Origin of the sequence: Streptomyces purpurogeneiscleroticus (assembly GCF_020024005.1) — a bacterium.
GTDB lineage: Bacteria > Actinomycetota > Actinomycetes > Streptomycetales > Streptomycetaceae > Streptomyces > Streptomyces purpurogeneiscleroticus.
The window spans coordinates 1-19,203 of the sequence record NZ_NHSG01000125.1; the positions used below are offsets into that span (position 1 = coordinate 1).

Consider the following 19,203-nt stretch of genomic DNA (forward strand, 5'->3'; position numbering starts at 1 on the left):
TGGGCGGGCTGGCCATGGGCATGACCCGCGAGCAGGTCCGCGAGCGCTACCAGGACATCGTCGACTTCTCCGGCATCAACGAGAAGGGCGACTTCATCTCGCTGCCGATGCGCACCTACTCCTCCGGCATGGCGGCCCGGCTGCGGTTCTCCATCGCCGCGGCCAAGGACCACGACGTCCTGATGATCGACGAGGCGCTGGCCACCGGTGACCGGAAGTTCCAGAAGCGCTCCGAGGCCCGCATCCGCGAGCTGCGCAAGGAGGCCGGCACGGTCTTCCTGGTCAGCCACAACAACAAATCCATCCGGGACACCTGCGACCGGGTGCTGTGGCTGGAGAAGGGCGAGCTCCTGATGGACGGCCCGACCGCGGACGTACTCAAGGAGTACGAGGCGTTCACCAAGAAGTGAGCCGCACGCACGGAAACGGGGAAGGCCCCGGAGCATGATGCTCCGGGGCCTTCCCCATGTCTCTTGGACGGCTCAGCTGTGCTGGCGCAGCAGCGTCCGCATCGTGCGCATCGCGACCGACAGGTTGGCCAGGTCGAAGGAGTCCGAGCTCTGGATCTCCTCCAGCGTGGCGCGGGCGCGGCCCAGGATCGCGGCGTTCTTCTCCTCCCACGCCTTGAAGCGCTGCTCCGGCGTGGCCGTGCCGTCGCCCGCCGAGAGGACGTCCGCGGTCAGCGCGGCGTGCGCGGCGAACAGGTCCTCACGGATCGAGGCGCGGGCCATGGACTGCCAGCGGTCGGCGCGCGGCAGCTCCAGGATGCGGTCCAGGAGCTGGTTGATCCGCAGCCGGTCGCCCAGGTCGTAGTAGACCTCGGCGACGTCCAGCGGCTCCTTGCCGGTGCGGTCGGCGATGGCCACGATGTCCAGCGCCGGGAAGGCCGACGAGAAGCCGGCCACGCGGTGCGCCAGCGCCTCCGGCACGCCCGCCTCGGTCAGCTGCCCGTAGATCGACTCGTACCACTCCATGTCGCTGCCACGCAGCAGCTTGGGCAGCTCGGCCCAGACCGCGCCGACCCGGTCACGGAAGAAGTCGATCGTGCCGGACAGCTCCAGCGGCTGCGGGCGGTTGTTGAGCAGCCAGCGGGTGCCGCGCTCGACCAGCCGCCGGGAGTGCAGCCGGATGCGGGTCTGCACCTCGGCGGGCACCTGGTTGTCCAGCGCCTCGACGTCGTCCCAGACCTGGTTCAGGTCGAAGATCGCGCGGGCCGCGGTGTGCGCCCGGACGACCTCCTCCAGGGACGCCCCGGTCTCCTCCACCATGCGGTGCAGGAAGCTCGTACCACCGGTGTTGACGGTGTCGTTGACCATCACCGTCGTGGTGATCTCGCGGTGCAGGGCGTGGTTTTCCACCTGGTCGGCGAACCGCTCGCGCAGTGCGGTCGGGAAGTACGCGTGCAGCAGGTGCTTGAAGTACGGGTCGTCCGGCAGGCTCGTCTGGATCAGCGCGTCGGCCACCGTGATCTTGGTGTACGCGAGCAGGACGGCGGTCTCCGGCTGGGTCAGGCCCCGGCCGTTGTTCAGCCGCTCGCGGATCTGCCGCTCGGACGGCAGGAACTCCAGCGCCCGGTCCAGCTGGCCGTCGCGCACCAGGCGGCGCATGAACCGCTGCTGGGCGTGGAGCATGTTGGAGGACTGGGCGAGGGCCAGCGAGAGGGCGGTGTTCTGCGCGTAGTTGTTGCGCAGCACCAGCGCGCCGACCTCGTCGGTCATCTCGGCGAGCAGCTTGTTGCGCTGCTTGACCGTCATGTCCCCGTCGGTCACCACGGAGTTCAGCAGGATCTTGATGTTCACCTCGTGGTCGGAGGTGTCCACACCGGCGCTGTTGTCGATCGCGTCGGTGTTGATCCGGCCGCCGTTCATGGCGAACTCGATCCGGCCCAGCTGGGTCAGGCCCAGGTTGCCGCCCTCGCCGACGACCTTGACCCGCAGGTCCTGGCCGTCGACCCGGATGGCGTCGTTGGACTTGTCGCCGACGTCCGCGTTCGACTCGGCCGAGGACTTCACGTACGTGCCGATGCCGCCGTTCCACAGCAGGTCCACCGGGGCCTGCAGGATCGCCTTCATCAGCTCGGCCGGGGTCATCTTCGTGATGCCCGCCTCGATGCCGAGCGCTGCACGCACGTGCTGGTTGACCGGGATCGACTTCGCGGACCGCGAGTGGATGCCGCCGCCCTGGGACAGCAGCGACTTGTCGTAGTCCTCCCAGGAGGAGCGGGGCAGCTCGAACAGCCGGCGGCGCTCGGCGTACGAGGTCGCCGCGTCCGGGTTCGGGTCGAGGAAGATGTGCCGGTGGTCGAAGGCGGCGACCAGGCGGATGTGCTCGGAGAGCAGCATGCCGTTGCCGAACACGTCACCGGACATGTCACCGACGCCGACGACCGTGAAGTCCTCGGACTGGGTGTCCACGCCCAGCTCGCGGAAGTGCCGCTTGACCGACTCCCAGGCGCCGCGGGCCGTGATGCCCATGCCCTTGTGGTCGTAGCCCGCCGAGCCTCCGGAGGCGAAGGCGTCGCCCAGCCAGAAGCCGTAGGACTCGGCGACCTCGTTGGCGATGTCGGAGAACTTCGCGGTGCCCTTGTCAGCCGCGACGACGAGGTAGGTGTCGTCCTCGTCGTGCCGGACGACGTCCTCCGGGTGCACGACCTCGCCGCCGACGAGGTTGTCGGTGATGTCCAGCAGACCGGAGATGAAGGTCTTGTACGAGGCGATGCCCTCGGCCATCCAGGCGTCGCGGTCGACCGCCGGGTCCGGCAGCTGCTTGCCGACGAAGCCGCCCTTCGCGCCGACCGGCACGATGACGGTGTTCTTGACCATCTGCGCCTTGACCAGGCCGAGGATCTCCGTACGGAAGTCCTCCCGCCGGTCCGACCAGCGCAGACCACCGCGCGCGACCTTGCCGAAGCGCAGGTGCACGCCCTCGACGCGCGGCGAGTACACCCAGATCTCGTACGCCGGGCGGGGCGCCGGCAGGTCGGGGATCGCCTGCGGGTCCAGCTTCAGCGACAGGTAGGCGTGCGGCTCGCCGTCGCCGTTCTTCTGGAAGTGGTTGGTGCGCAGCGTCGCCTTGATGACGGTGAGGAACGAGCGCAGGATGCGGTCCTCGTCCAGCGACGCCACCTGGTCCAGCGCGCCGTCCAGCTCCTCCAGCAGCCCGTCGATCAGCTCCGTGCCGGCCCGCTGCCGGCGCGGGGCCATCCGCGCCTCGAAGAGGCTGACCAGCAGCCGGGTGGTGTGGACGTTGTGGGAGAGGGTGTCCTCCATGTACGTCTGGCTGAAGGTGGAGCCGGCCTGCCGCAGGTACTTCGCGTACGCGCGCAGCACCATCGCCTGCCGCCAGTCCAGGCCCGCGCCCAGCACCAGCTTGTTGAAGTTGTCGCTCTCCGCGCGGCCCGTCCACACCGCCGTGAAGGCGTCCTGGAAGCGCTCGCGGTAGTCGTCGCCGTTCGGCCGCTCCGGCATCCGCAGGCCGAAGTCGTAGATCCACGCGGCGGACCGGTCCGCGCAGCGCAGCTCGTGCGGCCGCTCGTCGACGACCTCCACGCCCAGGCGGTTGAGCAGCGGCAGCACCTTCGAGAGCGAGACCGGCTCACCGGTGCGGTAGATCTTGAAGCGGCGCTCGCCGGGGCCCGCGCCGACCGGCTCGTACAGGCTGACCTCGAAGTCGCGGCCCTCTTCGGCGGTCCACAGCTTCTCCAGGTGCTGGAGGTCGGCGACCGCGGCGCGCGGGGAGTTGTCGGCCTTGTAGCCCTCGGGGAACGCCTGGGCGTACCGGCGCAGCAGCTCGGCCGCGCGCTCCTCGCCGCACTCGGCGTTCAGCGCCTCGGCGAAGCCGTCCGCCCAGGAGCGGGCGGCCTCCACCAGCCGGGCCTCGATGCGGTCGATGTCGGCGTCGGTGAGGTCGGGCAGCGTGGCGCCCGGCTCGACGCGGATGACGAAGTGCAGCCTGGAGAGGATCGATTCGGTGTTCCAGGCGGTGAAGTCGACGTTGGTGCCGCCCAGCTCCTCCTTGAGGATCTCGATCAGGCGCAGCCGGACGCCGGTGGTGTAACGGTCCCGCGGGAGGTAGACCAGCGCGGAGTAGTAGCGCCCGTACTCGTCCCGGCGCAGGTACAGCCGCAGCCGGCGGCGCTCCTGGAGGTAGAGCACGCTGGTGGCGATGGCGCGCAGCTGGTCGACCGGGGTCTGGAACAGCTCGTCGCGCGGGTAGGTCTCCAGGATCTGGAGCAGGTCGCGGCCGTCGTGGCTGTTGGGCGAGAAGCCGGCGCCCTCCAGCACCTCGGTGACCTTGCGGCGGATGACCGGCACTCGGCGCACGGACTCGGTGTACGCGGCGGAGGAGAACAGGCCCAGGAAGCGCCGCTCGCCGACGACGTTGCCCTGCGCGTCGAACTTCTTCACGCCGACGTAGTCGAGGTAGCTCGGCCGGTGCACGGTCGCACGGCTGTTCGCCTTGGTGAGGATCAGCAGCTTGTGCTCGCGGGCCTTCTTGCGGGCGTCCTTCGGGAGCCGGTTGAAGGACGGGGAGACGGGGTGACCCTCGTCGTCCCGGTGCTTGGGGTCCGAGCGGAGGATGCCGAGGCCGGTGCCGGGCACGGCGGTGAGCACGTCCTCCTCGCCGTCGGCCTCGCTCGGCGCCGAGGTCAGCTCGTACTCGCGGTAGCCGAGGAAGGTGAAGTGGTCGGCGGCCAGCCAGCGCAGCAGCTCGCGGGCCTCCTCCACCTCGCGGTCGCGCAGGTCGTCGGCGGTGGGCTCGGCGGGCAGCTCGTCCGCGATGCGCAGCGCGGAGTCGCGCATCTTCTCCCAGTCCTCGACGGCCTCGCGCACGTCATTGAGGATCCGCAGCAGATCGGCGGTGATCTGCTTCAGGTCGGACCGGTCGGTCTCCCGGTCGATCTCCACATGGATCCAGGACTCCACCAGCGCGTCGTGCGGCAGCTCGGCGTCCTTGGCCTTGCCGGGGGTGCCGTGCGCGTCGTCCTCGGCATCCAGGACCTCGATCAGCTTGCCGGTGACATCGCGCCGGACGACGATCTGCGGGTGGATCACGACGTGGATGCCACGCCCCTGCCGCGACAGCTCATTCGTCACCGAGTCGACGAGGAAGGGCATGTCATCGGTGACGACCTCGACGACGGAGTGGCTGCAGGTCCAGCCGTTCTCCTCGACGGTCGGCGTGTGGACTCTGACGTTCGCCGTGCCCTGCGGCCGGACGCCCGCCAGCCGGTAGTGCGACAGTGCCGCGCCGAAGACGTCGACGGGGTCGCGCCCCGTGAGGTCCTCCGGAGCGGTGTGCAGGTAGTAGCGCTGGAGGTATCCACTGAGGGTGTCCGGGTCGAGACCCGGTACCGGTGACTGCCCTCCCGCCGGTCCGCTCTCAGCGACCCTGGCGGCCTTCGTGAGCAGCTCGGTCTTGGCTTCGTCCAGCTTGGTCTGCATGTCCTCTGGCTCCTGTCGCGCGCCGTTGCGTGACGTTGTGGAAATAAACGGATACGGCACAACGCCGGACCGGCGCGTAAGGGACCCCCGGGACGGGCCCGGGAGCATGTCCGGTCGGAATCGACGCTATGCCGCGATGAGGGGCGACCGGGGCGGAATTGGCCAGATTTGGCATTCCTGGCACCTGGCCGTAACGAGAATGATCAACGGCCGCCCGGGCACCGTGGTGTCCCGGGCGCGGAGCAGGGGCCTCGACGCCCCCGCGGGTTATCGCGCTGATCACGCTGCCAGGCTATCGCTCTCTACGGGGGAGGCGTCATGGGCCTTGTGTGTACAAAACCACACTCGTTTCTTTGCCGGTATGGACAGAGACGTACCTCGTCCGATCACACTCGAGCGTCCGCAGGAGGTTCGCAGGGGGGCCGCAGGGGGTCTTGGCAACCGCCCGGAACCGGAGGACCTTGAGCGGGACGGAGTCGGACGCGAGCCGCTCGGAGGTACGCCATGGCAGCCAGGATCCTGATCGTGACCGGGGACGCGGCGGAGTCCCTTGAGGTTCTCTACCCGTACCAGCGGCTGCGCGAGGAGGGGTACGACGTGCACATCGCGGCCCCCGCCCGCAAGACGCTGCGCTTCGTCGTCCACGACTTCGAGCCCGGTTTCGACACGTACACCGAGAAGCCCGGCTACACCTGGCCGGCCGACCTGGCCTTCTCCGAAGTCGACCCCGGCACTTACGCCGCTCTGGTGATCCCCGGCGGCCGGGCCCCCGAATATCTGCGCAACGACGCCGAGCTGCGCAAGGTGATCAAGGCGTTCTTCGACGCCGACAAGCCGGTCGCGCAGATCTGCCACGGCCCCCTGCTGACCGCCGCCATCGGCCGCCTGAACGGCCGCCGGGTCACCTGCTATCCCGCCCTGGAGATGGACATGCAGGCGGCGGGCGCCGGCTTCCGCGACGCCGAGGTCGTCGTCGACGGCACCCTGGTCTCCTCCCGCGCCTGGCCGGACCACTCCGGCTGGATGCGGGAGTTCCTGAAGGTCCTGCGCGCGAAGGCGCCGGCCATGTGACGGCGGCCCGGCGGGTCAGGCGTCGGCGCTGCGGTCCGCGATCTCCGTGCGGGAGGTGACGCCGAGCTTGGTGAAGATGTGCTCGACGTGGGCGTCCGCCGTGCGCTTGGAGATCACCAGCCGTTCGGCGATCTCCCGGTTCGACAGGCCGTCGGCGACCAGCGCGGCCACCTCCCGCTCCCGGCGGGTCAGCACCTCGCCGCCGGGAGCACGGCCGGCGGCCGTCCGCCGCGACAGCACGGCGGGCGACTCCGCGTCGGCGAGGATCAGCCGCACGGCCCGGTCCAGGGGCAGCCGCAGTCCCCGCTCGAAGAGGCGGTCGTACGCGCAGTCGCCGAGGCCCTCGCGGGCCGCCGCCACCGCCCGGTCGTGCACCTCCAGCCAGGCCCGCATGCCGAACATCGTGGCGCCCACGCTGCGCCACACGCCCTGCGCCACCCCCAGCACCCACGCGGCACGCGCGTACCGCCCGTCCTCGGCGGCGTCCCAGGCCAGCACCTCGGCGCAGTACGCGACGCCGTACCGCTCGTGCAGCTCGCTCTTCAGCCGCAGCGCCGTCCGGGTCAGCCGCGCGCCTTCCGGCCGCTGCCCCTGCCGCCACAGCGCGAGCCCCAGTGTGGCCAGCACGACGGACCGCAGCACCCGCTCCTCCGGCGCGTCGAGGTGCCGCAGCGCCACCTCGCACAGCGCCCGTGCGCCGTCGCAGTCACCGGCCGTGATCCGCAGGAACGCCTCGTGATAGCTCAGCATCACCGTGCCGAGCCGGTCGCCCGCGGCGACCATCTCGGCCCGCACCGGAGCCAGCAGCCCGGCCGAGCGGTCGATCTCCCCGAGCATCCCGCGCGCCAGTCCCAGGAAGCCGTCCGCCCAGCGCCGCACCGCCGCGTCCCCGAGCCGCTCCGCCAGCTCCCGGGCCCGCCCGCACTCCCGCAGGATGCCCTGCGGGTCGCCCTGCCACAGGCAAAGCATCCCGGCCGACAGCAGCCCGGCCGCCCGCTCCGGCCGCTCCTCGGGGACCAGCTCCAGCGCCTTGCCGATCCAGTGCCGGCCCTCCTTCTGCAGCCCCGCCGTCCGCCAGAACGGCCACAGCCGCGCGGCCAGCTCCAGCCCCTCCACCGGGTCGCCGTCCGCCGTCAGCGCGTGCCCCAGCGCGGCCCGCAGATTGGCCTGCTCCCGCAGCAGCGCCTCGTACAGCGACAGCTGCTCGTCCGTGAGGAAGCGGGCATGAAAGCGGTCGCCCAGCCGCCGGTAGTACGCGAAGTGCCGCCCCCGGAACTCCTTCGCCTCCCCCGCCTTCTCCAGCCACTCGGCGCCGTACTCACGGATGGTGTCCAGCAGCCGGTACCGGGAGCCGTCCCCGGCCCCCGCGCCGTTAGCGGCCCCTTCTGCCTCCCCGGCCTCCTCGCCGTCGGTCCGCAGCACCACCGACTTGTCGACCAGCCCGATGAGGTGCTCCACCACCTCGTCCGCGGGCAGGTCACCGCCCGCGCAGACGTCCTCGGCCGCGGCCAGGTCGAAGGAGCCGGCGAAGACCGACAGGCGGGCCCACAGCACCCGCTCCGCCGGCGTGCACAGCTCGTGGCTCCAGCCGATCGCGGTACGCAGCGTCTGGTGCCGGGGCAGCACCACCGCCCGGCGGCCGCCCGTCAGTACCTCGAAACGGCCCTCCAGACGGGCGACGAGCTGCGTCAGGGGGATCGCGCGCAGCCGTACGGCCGCCAGCTCCACCGCCAGCGGAATGCCGTCCAGACGGCGGCACAGGGCCACCACGTCGGGGCGGTTGGCGGCGGTGACCGTGAAGCCGGGCACCACGGCCGCGGCCCGCTGCGCGAAGAGCGCCACCGCCCCGCAGCCGTTCTCCGCCTCCCGCGTGTCCTCCACCGGCAGCGGCGGGATCTGCACCGTGTGCTCCCCCGGCACGTCCAGCGGCTCGCGGCTGGTCGTCAGGATCCGCATCCGCGGCGCCTCGCGCAGCAGCAGATCGGCGAGCATGGCGCAGGCGTCGACCAGATGCTCGCAGGTGTCCAGTACGAGGAGGGCCTGCCGGTCCTGGAGGTGCTCGACGAGGGCGTCCACCGTGCGGCGCCCGGCCTGCTCCGGCAGCCCGAGCACCGCTGCCATGGTCTGCGGGAACAGCTCGGCGGAGCGCAGTGCGGACAGCTCCGCCAGCCATACCCCGTCCGGGAACTCCTCCTTGAGGGCGGCGGCCGTGCGCAGCGCCACCCGGCTCTTGCCGACGCCGCCCGGCCCGAGGAGGGTGACCAGCCGCGCCTCCCCCAGCAGCCGCCGCACCCGGGCCAGCTCCGTCACCCGCCCGACGAACCCGGTCACCTCGACCGGCAGCGCGCCGCTCCGCCGCTGGCTGAAGTCGACCGTCATGCCGCCCCCGGTATGGCTCACTGAGCCGGCTCCCGAGGCACCGGCTCCCAAGAGCACAGCGTACGCGCGCCGACGCACCACGTGAGGGCGCTTCCACAGCCGTCCCCGGGCTGCTTGGCCCTCAGATCACCAGCCGCACGCAGCCGTCCCCGGGCCTGCTTGGCCTTCAGACCACCAGCCGCACGCAGCCGTCCCCGGCCCGCACCGGCCCTCAGATCACCAGTCGCTCCGCCGCCTCGACGGCCTCGGCCAGGCTGTCGACGACCGGTACCCCGGCCTCCAGCAGGCTTGCGCGGCTGTGCGAACCGCCCGTGTACAGCACCGCGTGCGCCCCCGCGTCCCGGGCCGCCACCGCGTCGTCCACGGCGTCGCCGATGACGACCGTACGGCCGGGCTCGACGCGCGCCCCCTCCAGCGCCGCGAAATGCCGCACCATGTGCGCGCTCTTGCTCCCGCCGGACGGCCCGGTCCGGCCGTCCACCCGTATGAAGTGCGACTCGATGCCGAAGTCGCGCACCAGCGGCAGCAGCTCGTCGTGCCCGTACATGCTGAGGATCGACTGGCTGCGCCCGGCCGTCCGCCAGCTGTGCAGCAGCATCTCCACGCCCTCGGCGAGCGCGCACGCCTCCCGCCGGAGCCGGTAGTGCCGGTGGAACGCCTCGTCCATCACCACCCACTCGTCGTCCGTGGGCAGCCGCCCCATCAGCCGCTCGTAAAAGCGCGGGATCGGCACGCAGTACAGCTCCCGGTACTGCTCCAGCGTGATCGGGGGCAGGCCGATCTCACCGAACGCGGCATTGGTCGCGCCGATCACGGCGTCGATGTCGTGAAAGAGCGTGCCGTTCCAGTCCCAGACGATGTGCGTCGCGTGCTTCCCCATGCGAAGAAGGTACCCAGGCCCACTGACAATCTTGCCGAACGGCAGCAAAATACCAGTTCAGGGCCCTACTGAAGCCTCACCGGGAAGCGGCCCCGGCCTCAGCCGATCAGGTTCGGGATCTCCTGGACGCCGAACCACATCAGCTCGTGGTCCTCGGCCCCGTCCACCGTGAACTGCGCGTCGTCGTCCCCCTGGTCCGCCGCGCCCAGCGCCGCCGCCGCTGCCGTGACGTCCGGCTCCGCGTCACCGGAGTCGACGTGCACCGCCGCCGCCTTCTTCATCGGCACCGGCCCGGCCACCCGCACGACGCCCAGCGCCGACTTGTCCAGCCCCCGGTCGGGGTCCACGGACGCCGCGCCGTCGGCCACGTCGACGGCCACCACGACACGCTTCCGGGGCGCCTGCGGGTCGGTGGCCAGCAGCCGCAGCGACGCCTGCGCGGCACGGTTCAGCGCGGCGTACTCCAGCTCCTCGATGTCGTCGGAGACGTACCACTCGCGCAACGCGGGCGTCACGGCGAAGGCGTCCAGCGGGCCGGAACCCAGCTCGCCCGCCTTGTACGCCTCTGCGAGACCGGGGAGCGTCAGGGGAACGTAGACACGCATGGTGGCCGCCGCTTTCGTTCGGACTGCTGGGGTACTGGCTCGGTTTGGGGCGCAGGCAGCCAGCATACGGGCGGGGGTCCCCCATCGTGCTGCCGGTACGGCCCTCCCGGGCGGCCCCCCGGACACCCGCTGTGGCCTGATCCCGTCCTTCCCGCACGCCGCCCGTCACCCTGATAGGTGAATTTTCCGGAGCCCCCGGCCCCGCCTCCGACAGCCTTGCCGTGCCTCCGGCCGCCTCGGTAGAAGAGCTCCACCACAGGAGCTACTGCCCGGTATCCAAGGGGTCCGGCAGAACGGGGGATCTCCACCATGACCACGTCCACACGTCCGTCCACGCGCACGTCCAAGCCCGTGACCACGCGCCGCGACAGTCGCCGCCCCGGCGGCCCGCGCACCGCACCGCGCCTCCCGCAGGCCGCCCTCCCACAGGCCGCCGCCCGCCGCCGCGCCGCCGCGCGGCAGCCGCACCGCTGGTTCGCCGACCAGCTGGTGCTCACCCTGAGCGGCCGGCGCCCCGTGCACGCGCTGCTGGGCCACGCCCTGCCCGCCGCCTACGACCGCCTCGTGGAACTCGCTCCGCAGGCCCCGCTGCGCCCCACGGGACGGCACCACCGCGGCCCGGACCCCGAGGTCCGCGAGTGCGGCGTGTACTGCCCGCGCAGCGGCGTCATCGAGGCGTTCGCCCGGATCGCCGCCGGGGACCGCGTACGGGCCCTCGCCTTCCGCCTCGAACGCGGCCGCGACGCCCGCTGGCGCTGCGCCGCCCTGGACATCGGCCCGTCGGTGTCGGTGTGGAGCCGGACGGTCTAGGTACGGCGAGCGGCCATGCGAAGGGCCGGGGGCGCAGCCTTCCGCTGCGGCACCCCGGCCCGTCCCACCTCGCCGGCCGAGCCGACTCGGTTACTTCTTGCGGCTCACTTCTTGCGGCGCCGCCCGCCCTTCTGGGCCTTCCGGCGCTCCGCGCGCGTCAGGCCGTCGGACTCCGAGCGGGTCTGGCCGCTCGGCACGGCGTCGTTGGTGAAGTCGCCCTCGACCACGCCGCCCTCGCCGTCCACCGTCGGCGCGGAGAAGTGCAGCCGGTCCGGGCGCTGCGGCGCATCCAGGCCCTTGGCGTGGATCTCCGGCCGGCCGCCGGCACCCGCCTGCGCCGGCACCGCGTCCTGGGCCGCCGGGGCCGCTTCCGCCGTCTCCTGGACCGGGACCTCCTCGACCTGCTGCTCGACCTGGACCTCCAGGTTGAACAGGTAGCCGACGGACTCCTCCTTGATGCCCTCCATCATGGCGGTGAACATGTCGAAGCCCTCGCGCTGGTACTCGACCAGCGGGTCCTTCTGGGCCATCGCCCGCAGGCCGATGCCCTCCTGGAGGTAGTCCATCTCGTAGAGGTGCTCGCGCCACTTGCGGTCCAGGACCGACAGCACCACGCGGCGCTCCAGCTCGCGCATGATCTCCGAGCCGAGCTGCTCCTCGCGGGCCGCGTACTGCTCGTGGATGTCGTCCTTGATCGCCTCGGCGATGAACTCGGCGGTGATCCCGGCGCGGTCGCCGACCTCGTCCTCCAGCTCCTCCACGGTCACCTTGACCGGGTACAGCTGCTTGAACGCGCCCCACAGCCGGTCCAGGTCCCACTCCTCGGCGAAGCCCTCGACCGTCTCCGCCTGGATGTAGGCGTCGATGGTGTCGTCCATGAAGTGCTTGATCTGGTCCTGGAGGTCCTCGCCCTCCAGGACGCGGCGGCGCTCGCCGTAGATGACCTCGCGCTGGCGGTTGAGCACCTCGTCGTACTTCAGGACGTTCTTCCGCGTCTCGAAGTTCTGCTGCTCGACCTGGGACTGCGCGGAGGCGATGGCGCGCGTCACCATCTTGTTCTCGATCGGCACGTCGTCGGGGACGTTCGCCATGGCCATGACGCGCTCGACCATCTGGGCCTTGAAGAGCCGCATCAGGTCGTCGCCGAGCGAGAGGTAGAACCGGGACTCGCCGGGGTCGCCCTGCCGGCCGGAACGACCGCGCAGCTGGTTGTCGATACGGCGCGACTCGTGCCGCTCGGTACCGAGGACGTAGAGCCCGCCGAGCTCCTTGACCTCCTCGAACTCCGCCTTGACCGCGGCCTCGGCCTTCTCCAGGGCGGCGGGCAGCGCGGCCGCCCACTCCTCCACGTGCTCCACCGGGTCCAGGCCCATCGCGCGCAGCTCGGTCTCGGCCAGGTCGTCCGGGTTACCGCCGAGCTTGATGTCCGTACCGCGGCCGGCCATGTTCGTCGCGACCGTGACGGAGCCCTTGCGGCCGGCCTGGGCGACGATCGACGCCTCCCGGTCGTGCTGCTTGGCGTTCAGCACCTCGTGCCGCACGCCGCGCTTGTTGAGCTGCTGCGAGAGGTACTCGGACTTCTCGACGGAGGTCGTGCCGACCAGGATGGGCTGGCCCTGCGCGTGCTTCTCGGCGATGTCGTCGACGACCGCGGCGAACTTGGCGACCTCGGTGCGGTAGATGAGGTCCGCCTGGTCCTTGCGGATCATCGGCTTGTTCGTCGGGATGGGGACGACGCCGAGCTTGTAGATCTGGTGGAACTCGGCCGCCTCGGTCATGGCCGTACCGGTCATGCCGGAGAGCTTGTCGTAGAGGCGGAAGAAGTTCTGGAGGGTGATCGTGGCGAGAGTCTGGTTCTCGTCCTTGATCTCCACCCCTTCCTTCGCCTCGATCGCCTGGTGCATGCCCTCGTTGTAGCGGCGGCCGGCGAGGATACGGCCGGTGTGCTCGTCGACGATCATGACCTCGCCGTCGATGACGACGTAGTCCTTGTCCTTCTTGAACAGTTCCTTCGCCTTGATGGCGTTGTTCAGATAACCGACGAGCGGGGTGTTGACCGACTCGTAGAGGTTGTCGATGCCGAGCCAGTCCTCGACCTTGCTGACGCCGGACTCGTGGATGCCGACCGTGCGCTTCTTCTCGTCGACGTCGTAGTCGCCGGTCTCCTCGATGCCGCGCTGCGGGTTGGCCGCCTCGCCCTTCTTCAGGCGCTTGACCAGCTTGGCGAAGTCGCCGTACCACTTCGTCGCGGAGTCGGCCGGGCCGGAGATGATCAGCGGCGTACGGGCCTCGTCGACCAGGATGGAGTCGACCTCGTCGACGATCGCGAAGTTATGACCACGCTGGACCAACTCGTCCTTCGACCACGCCATGTTGTCGCGGAGGTAGTCGAAGCCGAACTCGTTGTTCGTGCCGTAGGTGATGTCGCAGGCGTACTGCTCGCGGCGCTGCGCCGGCGTCATGTTCGCCAGGATGCAACCGACGTCGAGGCCCAGGAACTTGTGGACCCGGCCCATCATCTCGGAGTCGCGCTCGGCCAGGTAGTCGTTGACCGTGATGAGGTGGACGCCCTTGCCGGACAGCGCGTTCAGATACGCAGGCAGGGTGCCGACCAGGGTCTTGCCCTCACCGGTCTTCATCTCGGCGACGTACCCGAGGTGCAGCGCGGCGCCGCCCATGAGCTGGACGTCGTAGTGGCGCTGGCCGAGAACGCGCTTGGCGGCCTCACGGACGGTCGCGAACGCCTCGGGGAGCAGGTCGTCCAGGCTCTCGCCGTCGGCGTACCGCTCCTTGTACTCATCGGTGAGGGCCCGCAGCTCGGCGTCGGAGAGTTTGACGAAGTCTTCTTCGATCGAGTTGACCTGGCCCGCGATGCGGTGCAGTTTGCGCAGGATCTTGCCTTCGCCTGCACGCATGATCTTCGTCAAGACGGACACTTGGGCTGGTCTCCTCGCCGGTCGGGCCTGTGCACGGTCGGTGCGCGGGCGCGGCATTTTTCCAAGGGGCAGGCCCCGCCGCAACGGCCATCGTAAGGGAGGACCCCGCTACGCAGGGAGGTCCGTCGCCCGAAGGCCCCTGTCCCTTCTCCACAACTTTCCACGACTCGCTAGGACACTGTCGGTCACCTCTCCTCGTCCTCTCGCTACGACAACGCGCGAGGCCCGCGGAAGGTGCCGCTGCACGGCCGGAACGTGTTCCGGTACACGCGCCGCGAAAGCGGAACCGGGCGCGCCCGTGGCGCAGCGTAATTCCTTCGCCCCCGTCGCGGCCAATACGCACACTGCTGCCATGGAACCCGTCACCCTCACTACCGAACGGCTCGTCCTGCGCCCCTTCCGCCCGGCCGACGCCGCGGCCGTGCACGCCGCCTGCCAGGACCCCGACATCCCGCGCTGGACGACCGTCCCCTTCCCGTACACCCGCACGCACGCGGAGGACTTCGTCGGTCCGCACACCACCCGGGGCTGGCGCGAGGGCACCACCTACACGTTCGCCGTGACGCTCAAGGAGGACGGCCGCCCGGCGGGCGACGGGACGCTCGTGGGCTCGGCGGGTCTGGTACGGCTGACCCAGCTGGCGCCGCCCGAGCGCCTGGCCGAGCTCGGGTACTGGACGGCCAAGGAGCACCGCGGCCGCGGGTACACCGTCGAGGCGGCCCGCGCCATCGTGCGCTGGGCGTTCACCGGCCTCGGGGTGGAGCGCATGGAGTGGTACGCGGAGGCCGGCAACGAAGCCTCCCGGGCGGTCGCCCTGAAGACCGGTTTCCGCATGGAGGGCACGGTCCGCGCGAAGATCCCCCGCGGGGGCACCCGCCGCGACGCCTGGGCCGCCTCCCTCCTCCCCTCCGACCTGGGCCTCCCTTCGGAGACGCCGTACCTGCCGTACGAGGAACGAGCCGTCCGAGCCGCCGCACAGCAGCCCACAGGGAACGGTTGATCGATTTTCCGGACCGTTGTCAGTGGCCGGTCCTACGCTGATCCGCATGACAGCCGTGCCCGCAGCGCAGCCCGTGACCAGCCTGTCCGCCGATGAAGCGCGTCGCCTCGCGCTGCGCGCCCAAGGATTCCTGGGCGCGCCCGACCGCCGCGCGGGCGTGCGCGGCGTGCTCCGCCGGCTCGGTGCCGTCCAGCTCGACACGATCTCCGTGCTGGCCCGCTCCCACGAGCTCATTCCGTACGCCCGTCTCGGCCCGGTCGGCCGCCCGGCCGTGGAGTCGGCGTACTGGACGCCGCGTGCGGAGGCGGACGGCGCCCCGGCGCCCGACTCCGCGTACGAGCCGCACAGCTTCGAGTACTGGTCGCACGCCGCCTGCATCCTGCCGGTCGAGGAGTGGCCGCTCTTCGCGTTCCGGCGCCGGGCCATGCGGGCGCGCGGCCACCGCTGGCACGTCATGCAGGACTCCGAGCGCTCCTGCGCCGCCGTCCTGGACCGTCTCAAGGCCGACGGCCCGCTCACCACGACCCAGCTGGGCGGCGGGCGGAACGGCGGGGAGTGGTGGGACTGGTCCGAGACGAAGATCGCCGTGGAGTGGCTGCTCGACACCGGCGAGGTGGTCTGTACGGAGCGCCGTGGCTGGAAGCGGGTGTACGACCTCGCCGAGCGCGCCGTTCCGGACGCTCTGCTGCACGACGACCTGGACGACACCGAGTGCGTCCGCCGGCTCGTCGCGCAGGCCGGCGCCGCCATGGGCGTCGCCACCCGGGCGGACCTGGCGGATTATCACCGCCTCAAGGGCGAGCAGGTCAGCGCGGTCATCGAGGACACGGGGCTGGTGCCGGTCGAGGTCGAGGGGTGGGGGAAGCCCGCCTGGGCCGACCCGGCCGCGCTGGACGGGCCGCCGCGCGGCAGGCACCGCACGACGCTCCTGTCACCGTTCGACTCGCTGATCTGGGACCGCCCCCGCACGGAGCGGATCTTCGACTTCACGCACCGGCTGGAGGCGTACGTCCCCCGGCCCAAGCGGATACACGGTTACTTCGCCATGCCCCTGCTCGCCGGCGGCAGGCTGATGGGCCGGGTCGACCCGGCCCGCGAGGGCACGACGCTGGTCGCCCGGCAGGTCTCGATGCGGGGCCACAAGGCCGTACGCCCCATGGCCCAGGCCCTGGTCGAGGCCGCCGCCTGGGTCGACTGCGACACCGTACGCATCGACCGCTGCGACGACCCGACGCTGCTCACCGCGCTCACGGCGGAGCTGTCCCGGCTCACGTGAGGCGGGTGCGGAGGTAGCTCTGCCCGCTGACCGCCGCCGGGCGGTGCTCGCCCGGCTAGCGGATCTCCAGGATCTTCTCGCGCATCGCGTACACGACCGCCTCCATCCGGGAGTGCAGCTGCAGTTTCTCCAGGATGTTGCGGACGTGGTTCTTCACGGTGTTCTCGGAGATGAACAGTTCCTTGGCGATATCGCGGTTGTTCATTCCCGTGGCGACGAGCTTCAGCACTTCCAGCTCACGGTCCGTGAGCCGCGGCGCCGGAACGAGCCGCCGCTCGTCCGTCCGCTGGATCATCGACTTGAACTCCGTGAGGAGTTTCGACGCCATGGAGGGGCTGATCTGCGACTGCCCGTCCGCGACCGCGCGAATGGCCGTGGCCACCTCGTCGGTGGAGATCTCCTTGAGGAGATACCCCGTGGCACCCGCCTTGATCGCGTCGTAGAGGTCGGCCTCCTCGTCGCTGATCGTCAGCATGATGATCTTCGCGCTGGGGGCCACTTCCTTGATGGAGGTGCACGCCTCGATACCGCCACGCCGGGGCATCCGGACATCCATCAGCACGATGTCCGGCAGCAGGTCCGCGGCCTTGTCCACCGCCTCCGCGCCGTCCCCGGCCTCGCCGACGACCTGGATGTCCTCTTCCTGGGCCAGCACGATCTCCAGGCCCCGCCGGAAGAGCGCATGGTCGTCCACCACCAGGACTCTGATCGGCTCCTTGCGGGACGCTGCCGCGTCCGAGCCGACATCGTCGGCCGTGCCGACGCCGTCATCGTCCGCTTCGTCGCGCACGGGCCCGAAGCTGTCCCCCATCGTTCCTCCCCGTCAACTACTCGGCCCGGAGGGGCCTGAGCTTTCTCATAAGGCTGGTTGACAACAGCCCGCTACGGCCAGCCCGATCAGCGCCATACACACGTCGTCTCCCCGGCATGTCGCCGCTTCGTGCTGAACCCCCTGGCCGCACAGACACTATACGGTCTCAACTCCTGCTCACAGCGGCCACGATGGCGCCCCCGGCGTGCGCCGGGGGCACCTCGGGAGTGGCGTCAGCCGCCGAGCGCCCCGCCGGCATCGGTGGGCGTTCCGTCCGCGAACGGATCGGAGTTCAGACGGATGACGCCGTAGTCGTATGCGTGCCTCCGGTAGACCACGCTGGGCTGCTTGGTGTCGGCGTCGACGAAGAGATAGAAGTCGTGTCCGACCAACTCCATCTCGTAAAGCGCCTGGTCGAGGGTCATGGGCGCCGCGGAGTGGGTCTTCTCGCGGACGACCAGGGGGCCTTCGCCCTGCACCTCCAGCGACCCGATCCGGGTGGTCGGCACCTTCTCCTCGGCGGCCGCTTCCTCGCCGGCCAGTTCGCCGTTGGTGTTGAGCCGCGCCGCGTCCGGGACGCTGACGGCCACGTCGCTCGCCGGGATGCGTCCACTACCGCGCCGCGAGTGTCGCTTGTCGTGCTGCTTACGGAGTCGCGCCTCGAGCTTGGCCGTGGCCAGATCCAGCGCGGCGTAGGGATCTGCGGCAGCCGCCTCGGCCCGGACCACCGGGCCACGGGAGCGAAGAGTGATCTCCACTCGGTCGGAACGGTCGGCCTGTCGCGGGTTGGGCTCCTTGGACACCTCGACGTCCAGGCTGATCACCTTGCCGTCGAGCTTCTGGACCTTGTCCAGCTTCAGCTTCTCGGCCACGTGCTTGCGGAACCGCTCGGGCACCTCGGTCTTGCGGCCCTTGACGACGATGTCCACGCAGAACTCCGTTCCCGGATCGCTCCGCTCGGATGGGCGGAGCAATTCCTTCTTGCACCAGGCCCCGGTGATTGCCGAAGCCTCGGACTTGGCGACTTTCACCTCCTTCTCCCCCACGGACCAGGACTCCACTCCAGCCGTTTTCAGCATCTCTGCCGGCACAGCGAATCGCACCTATCCGGCATACGAGGCAAAGCGTCTGCCAAGTCCTCACAACCGAACATAGCTCGCTTGGGGGGTTGTCGGCACCCCCTCACGGGGGTCAGCTCCGTTTGGGTGACTTTTTGCCCTCGGTACCTGCAACGATGAATTTTCTCGGTCAGTTCCAGTTGATTTCGAAAGCACTGGGCGAGGCCGCCACGACAGCCGCTCCCGTCACGCTCCCTCCTGCCGCTCTGACCGCCCGCGACGCCTCGGCCAGCGACGCTCCGGTGGTCATCAGGTCGTCCACCAGCACCACCCGCCCGCCCCGCAGCAGCCGGCCGGCACCGGCGACCTCCAGCGCACCGGCGAGATTCAGCTGCCGCTGCCGCGCGCCGAGCCCGGCCTGATCGATCACCGCCCGCCGCTGCCGCAGCGCCGCCAGCACCCGCGCCCCGGTCCCGCCGCGCCGCAGCTCCCGCGCCGCCGCCAGCGCGATCCTGCGCACCGGGTCGTGTCCCCGCCCGGCCACGGCGCTCCGGGCGGACGGCACGGGTATCAGCAGCAGCGGCCCGGGGCCGGCCCGCAGGCCCTGCACGGCGCCCGCCAGCGCCCCGCCCAGCGGCGCGGCCAGCGCCAGGGCGCCACGCTCCTTGTGCGCGAGGAGCACCGCCCGTACCGCGTCGGCGTACGCGGCCGCTGCGTACACCCTCGGCAGTCCCGGCGGCGCCGGGCTCGGCCGCACCCGCCGCGGCCCACGCCGCCTCCCGGCCGACTGTCCGCCCCCGGCGCACAGCGACCGCCTGCACTCCTCGCACAGCTCCGTCCGCGGCCGGCCGCACCCCGCGCAACCGACCGGCAGCACCAGCCCGGCGAATTCCCGCCACAACCCCCGCATGTCTCCACTGTCCCGCCCCAACC

At 70.9% G+C, this 19,203-nt stretch carries 13 protein-coding genes; 5 read left to right on the forward strand and 8 right to left on the reverse strand.

From position 1 onward, the window contains the following. A partial coding sequence (locus CCS38_RS06610; RefSeq protein WP_372457005.1) for an ABC transporter ATP-binding protein occupies positions 1-410 on the forward strand: 410 nt, incomplete at its 5' end. Between the two features lie 72 nt (positions 411-482). Here CCS38_RS06610 and CCS38_RS06615 read toward each other — a convergent pair. Further along, entirely contained in the window at positions 483-5,444 is a 4,962-nt protein-coding gene (locus tag CCS38_RS06615; protein WP_223732255.1) for an NAD-glutamate dehydrogenase, read from the reverse strand. A 504-nt stretch (positions 5,445-5,948) separates the two neighbouring features. On the opposite strand from CCS38_RS06615, the gene CCS38_RS06620 reads away from it, so the two are divergent. Next, positions 5,949-6,515: a DJ-1/PfpI family protein gene (locus tag CCS38_RS06620; protein WP_223732256.1), complete on the forward strand. Its 567-nt coding sequence runs from the start codon at positions 5,949-5,951 to the stop codon at positions 6,513-6,515. A 15-nt stretch (positions 6,516-6,530) separates the two neighbouring features. Here CCS38_RS06620 and CCS38_RS06625 read toward each other — a convergent pair whose 3' ends face one another. From CCS38_RS06625 to CCS38_RS06635, 3 genes are all read right to left on the reverse strand, one after another. Beyond that, complete coding sequence (locus tag CCS38_RS06625; RefSeq protein ID WP_223732265.1) at positions 6,531-8,894, reverse strand: helix-turn-helix transcriptional regulator; 2,364 nt, start codon at positions 8,892-8,894, stop codon at positions 6,531-6,533. A 211-nt stretch (positions 8,895-9,105) separates the two neighbouring features. Next, positions 9,106-9,774 carry an HAD family hydrolase gene (locus tag CCS38_RS06630; protein WP_223732257.1) on the reverse strand — a complete coding sequence of 223 codons (669 nt, stop codon included), beginning with the start codon at positions 9,772-9,774 and terminating at the stop codon, positions 9,106-9,108. Between the two features lie 98 nt (positions 9,775-9,872). Next, positions 9,873-10,379 (reverse strand): DUF6912 family protein, encoded by a 507-nt coding sequence (locus CCS38_RS06635; protein WP_223732258.1) that lies wholly within the window; start codon positions 10,377-10,379, stop codon positions 9,873-9,875. A gap of 309 nt (positions 10,380-10,688) precedes the next feature. Between CCS38_RS06635 and CCS38_RS06640 the strand changes: the two genes are divergently transcribed. After that, positions 10,689-11,189 (forward strand): Rv3235 family protein, encoded by a 501-nt coding sequence (locus CCS38_RS06640; protein WP_223732259.1) that lies wholly within the window; start codon positions 10,689-10,691, stop codon positions 11,187-11,189. 104 nt (positions 11,190-11,293) lie between these two features. On the opposite strand, the gene secA is transcribed toward CCS38_RS06640, so the two are convergent. Continuing rightward, positions 11,294-14,125 carry a preprotein translocase subunit SecA gene (secA, locus tag CCS38_RS06645; RefSeq protein ID WP_223732260.1) on the reverse strand — a complete coding sequence of 944 codons (2,832 nt, stop codon included), beginning with the start codon at positions 14,123-14,125 and terminating at the stop codon, positions 11,294-11,296. A 352-nt stretch (positions 14,126-14,477) separates the two neighbouring features. On the opposite strand from secA, the gene CCS38_RS06650 reads away from it, so the two are divergent. Continuing rightward, positions 14,478-15,125 (forward strand): GNAT family N-acetyltransferase, encoded by a 648-nt coding sequence (locus CCS38_RS06650; RefSeq protein WP_223732261.1) that lies wholly within the window; start codon positions 14,478-14,480, stop codon positions 15,123-15,125. 46 nt (positions 15,126-15,171) lie between these two features. After that, positions 15,172-16,401, forward strand: coding sequence for a winged helix-turn-helix domain-containing protein (locus CCS38_RS06655; protein ID WP_223732262.1), 1,230 nt, complete (start codon positions 15,172-15,174; stop codon positions 16,399-16,401). Between the two features lie 55 nt (positions 16,402-16,456). On the opposite strand, the gene CCS38_RS06660 is transcribed toward CCS38_RS06655, so the two are convergent. The 3 genes from CCS38_RS06660 to CCS38_RS06670 all read right to left on the reverse strand — a co-directional run bounded on the left by CCS38_RS06660 (position 16,457) and on the right by CCS38_RS06670 (position 19,180). Continuing rightward, positions 16,457-17,212 carry a response regulator gene (locus CCS38_RS06660; RefSeq protein ID WP_223732263.1) on the reverse strand — a complete coding sequence of 252 codons (756 nt, stop codon included), beginning with the start codon at positions 17,210-17,212 and terminating at the stop codon, positions 16,457-16,459. Positions 17,213-17,445: 233 nt separating this feature from the next. Then, positions 17,446-18,141 carry a ribosome hibernation-promoting factor, HPF/YfiA family gene (hpf, locus tag CCS38_RS06665; protein ID WP_223732264.1) on the reverse strand — a complete coding sequence of 232 codons (696 nt, stop codon included), beginning with the start codon at positions 18,139-18,141 and terminating at the stop codon, positions 17,446-17,448. 319 nt (positions 18,142-18,460) lie between these two features. Next, a complete protein-coding gene (locus tag CCS38_RS06670) occupies positions 18,461-19,180 on the reverse strand; it encodes a ComF family protein (RefSeq protein WP_223732266.1) in 720 nt (239 codons plus the stop codon). Between the last annotated feature and the right edge of the window lie 23 nt (positions 19,181-19,203).

Bases quoted from the DNA above. Each gene is read 5' to 3' on its own strand.
- CCS38_RS06625 (WP_223732265.1), bottom strand. From the start codon at position 8,894: ATGACGGTCGACTTCAGCCAGCGGCGGAGCGGCGCGCTGCCGGTCGAG.
- CCS38_RS06655 (WP_223732262.1), top strand. From the start codon at position 15,172: ATGACAGCCGTGCCCGCAGCGCAGCCCGTGACCAGCCTGTCCGCCGAT.
- CCS38_RS06660 (WP_223732263.1), bottom strand. From the start codon at position 17,212: ATGGGGGACAGCTTCGGGCCCGTGCGCGACGAAGCGGACGATGACGGC.
- CCS38_RS06635 (WP_223732258.1), bottom strand. From the start codon at position 10,379: ATGCGTGTCTACGTTCCCCTGACGCTCCCCGGTCTCGCAGAGGCGTAC.
- CCS38_RS06650 (WP_223732261.1), top strand. From the start codon at position 14,478: ATGGAACCCGTCACCCTCACTACCGAACGGCTCGTCCTGCGCCCCTTC.
- CCS38_RS06620 (WP_223732256.1), top strand. From the start codon at position 5,949: ATGGCAGCCAGGATCCTGATCGTGACCGGGGACGCGGCGGAGTCCCTT.
- CCS38_RS06640 (WP_223732259.1), top strand. From the start codon at position 10,689: ATGACCACGTCCACACGTCCGTCCACGCGCACGTCCAAGCCCGTGACC.
- CCS38_RS06615 (WP_223732255.1), bottom strand. From the start codon at position 5,444: ATGCAGACCAAGCTGGACGAAGCCAAGACCGAGCTGCTCACGAAGGCC.
- CCS38_RS06630 (WP_223732257.1), bottom strand. From the start codon at position 9,774: ATGGGGAAGCACGCGACGCACATCGTCTGGGACTGGAACGGCACGCTC.
- CCS38_RS06670 (WP_223732266.1), bottom strand. From the start codon at position 19,180: ATGCGGGGGTTGTGGCGGGAATTCGCCGGGCTGGTGCTGCCGGTCGGT.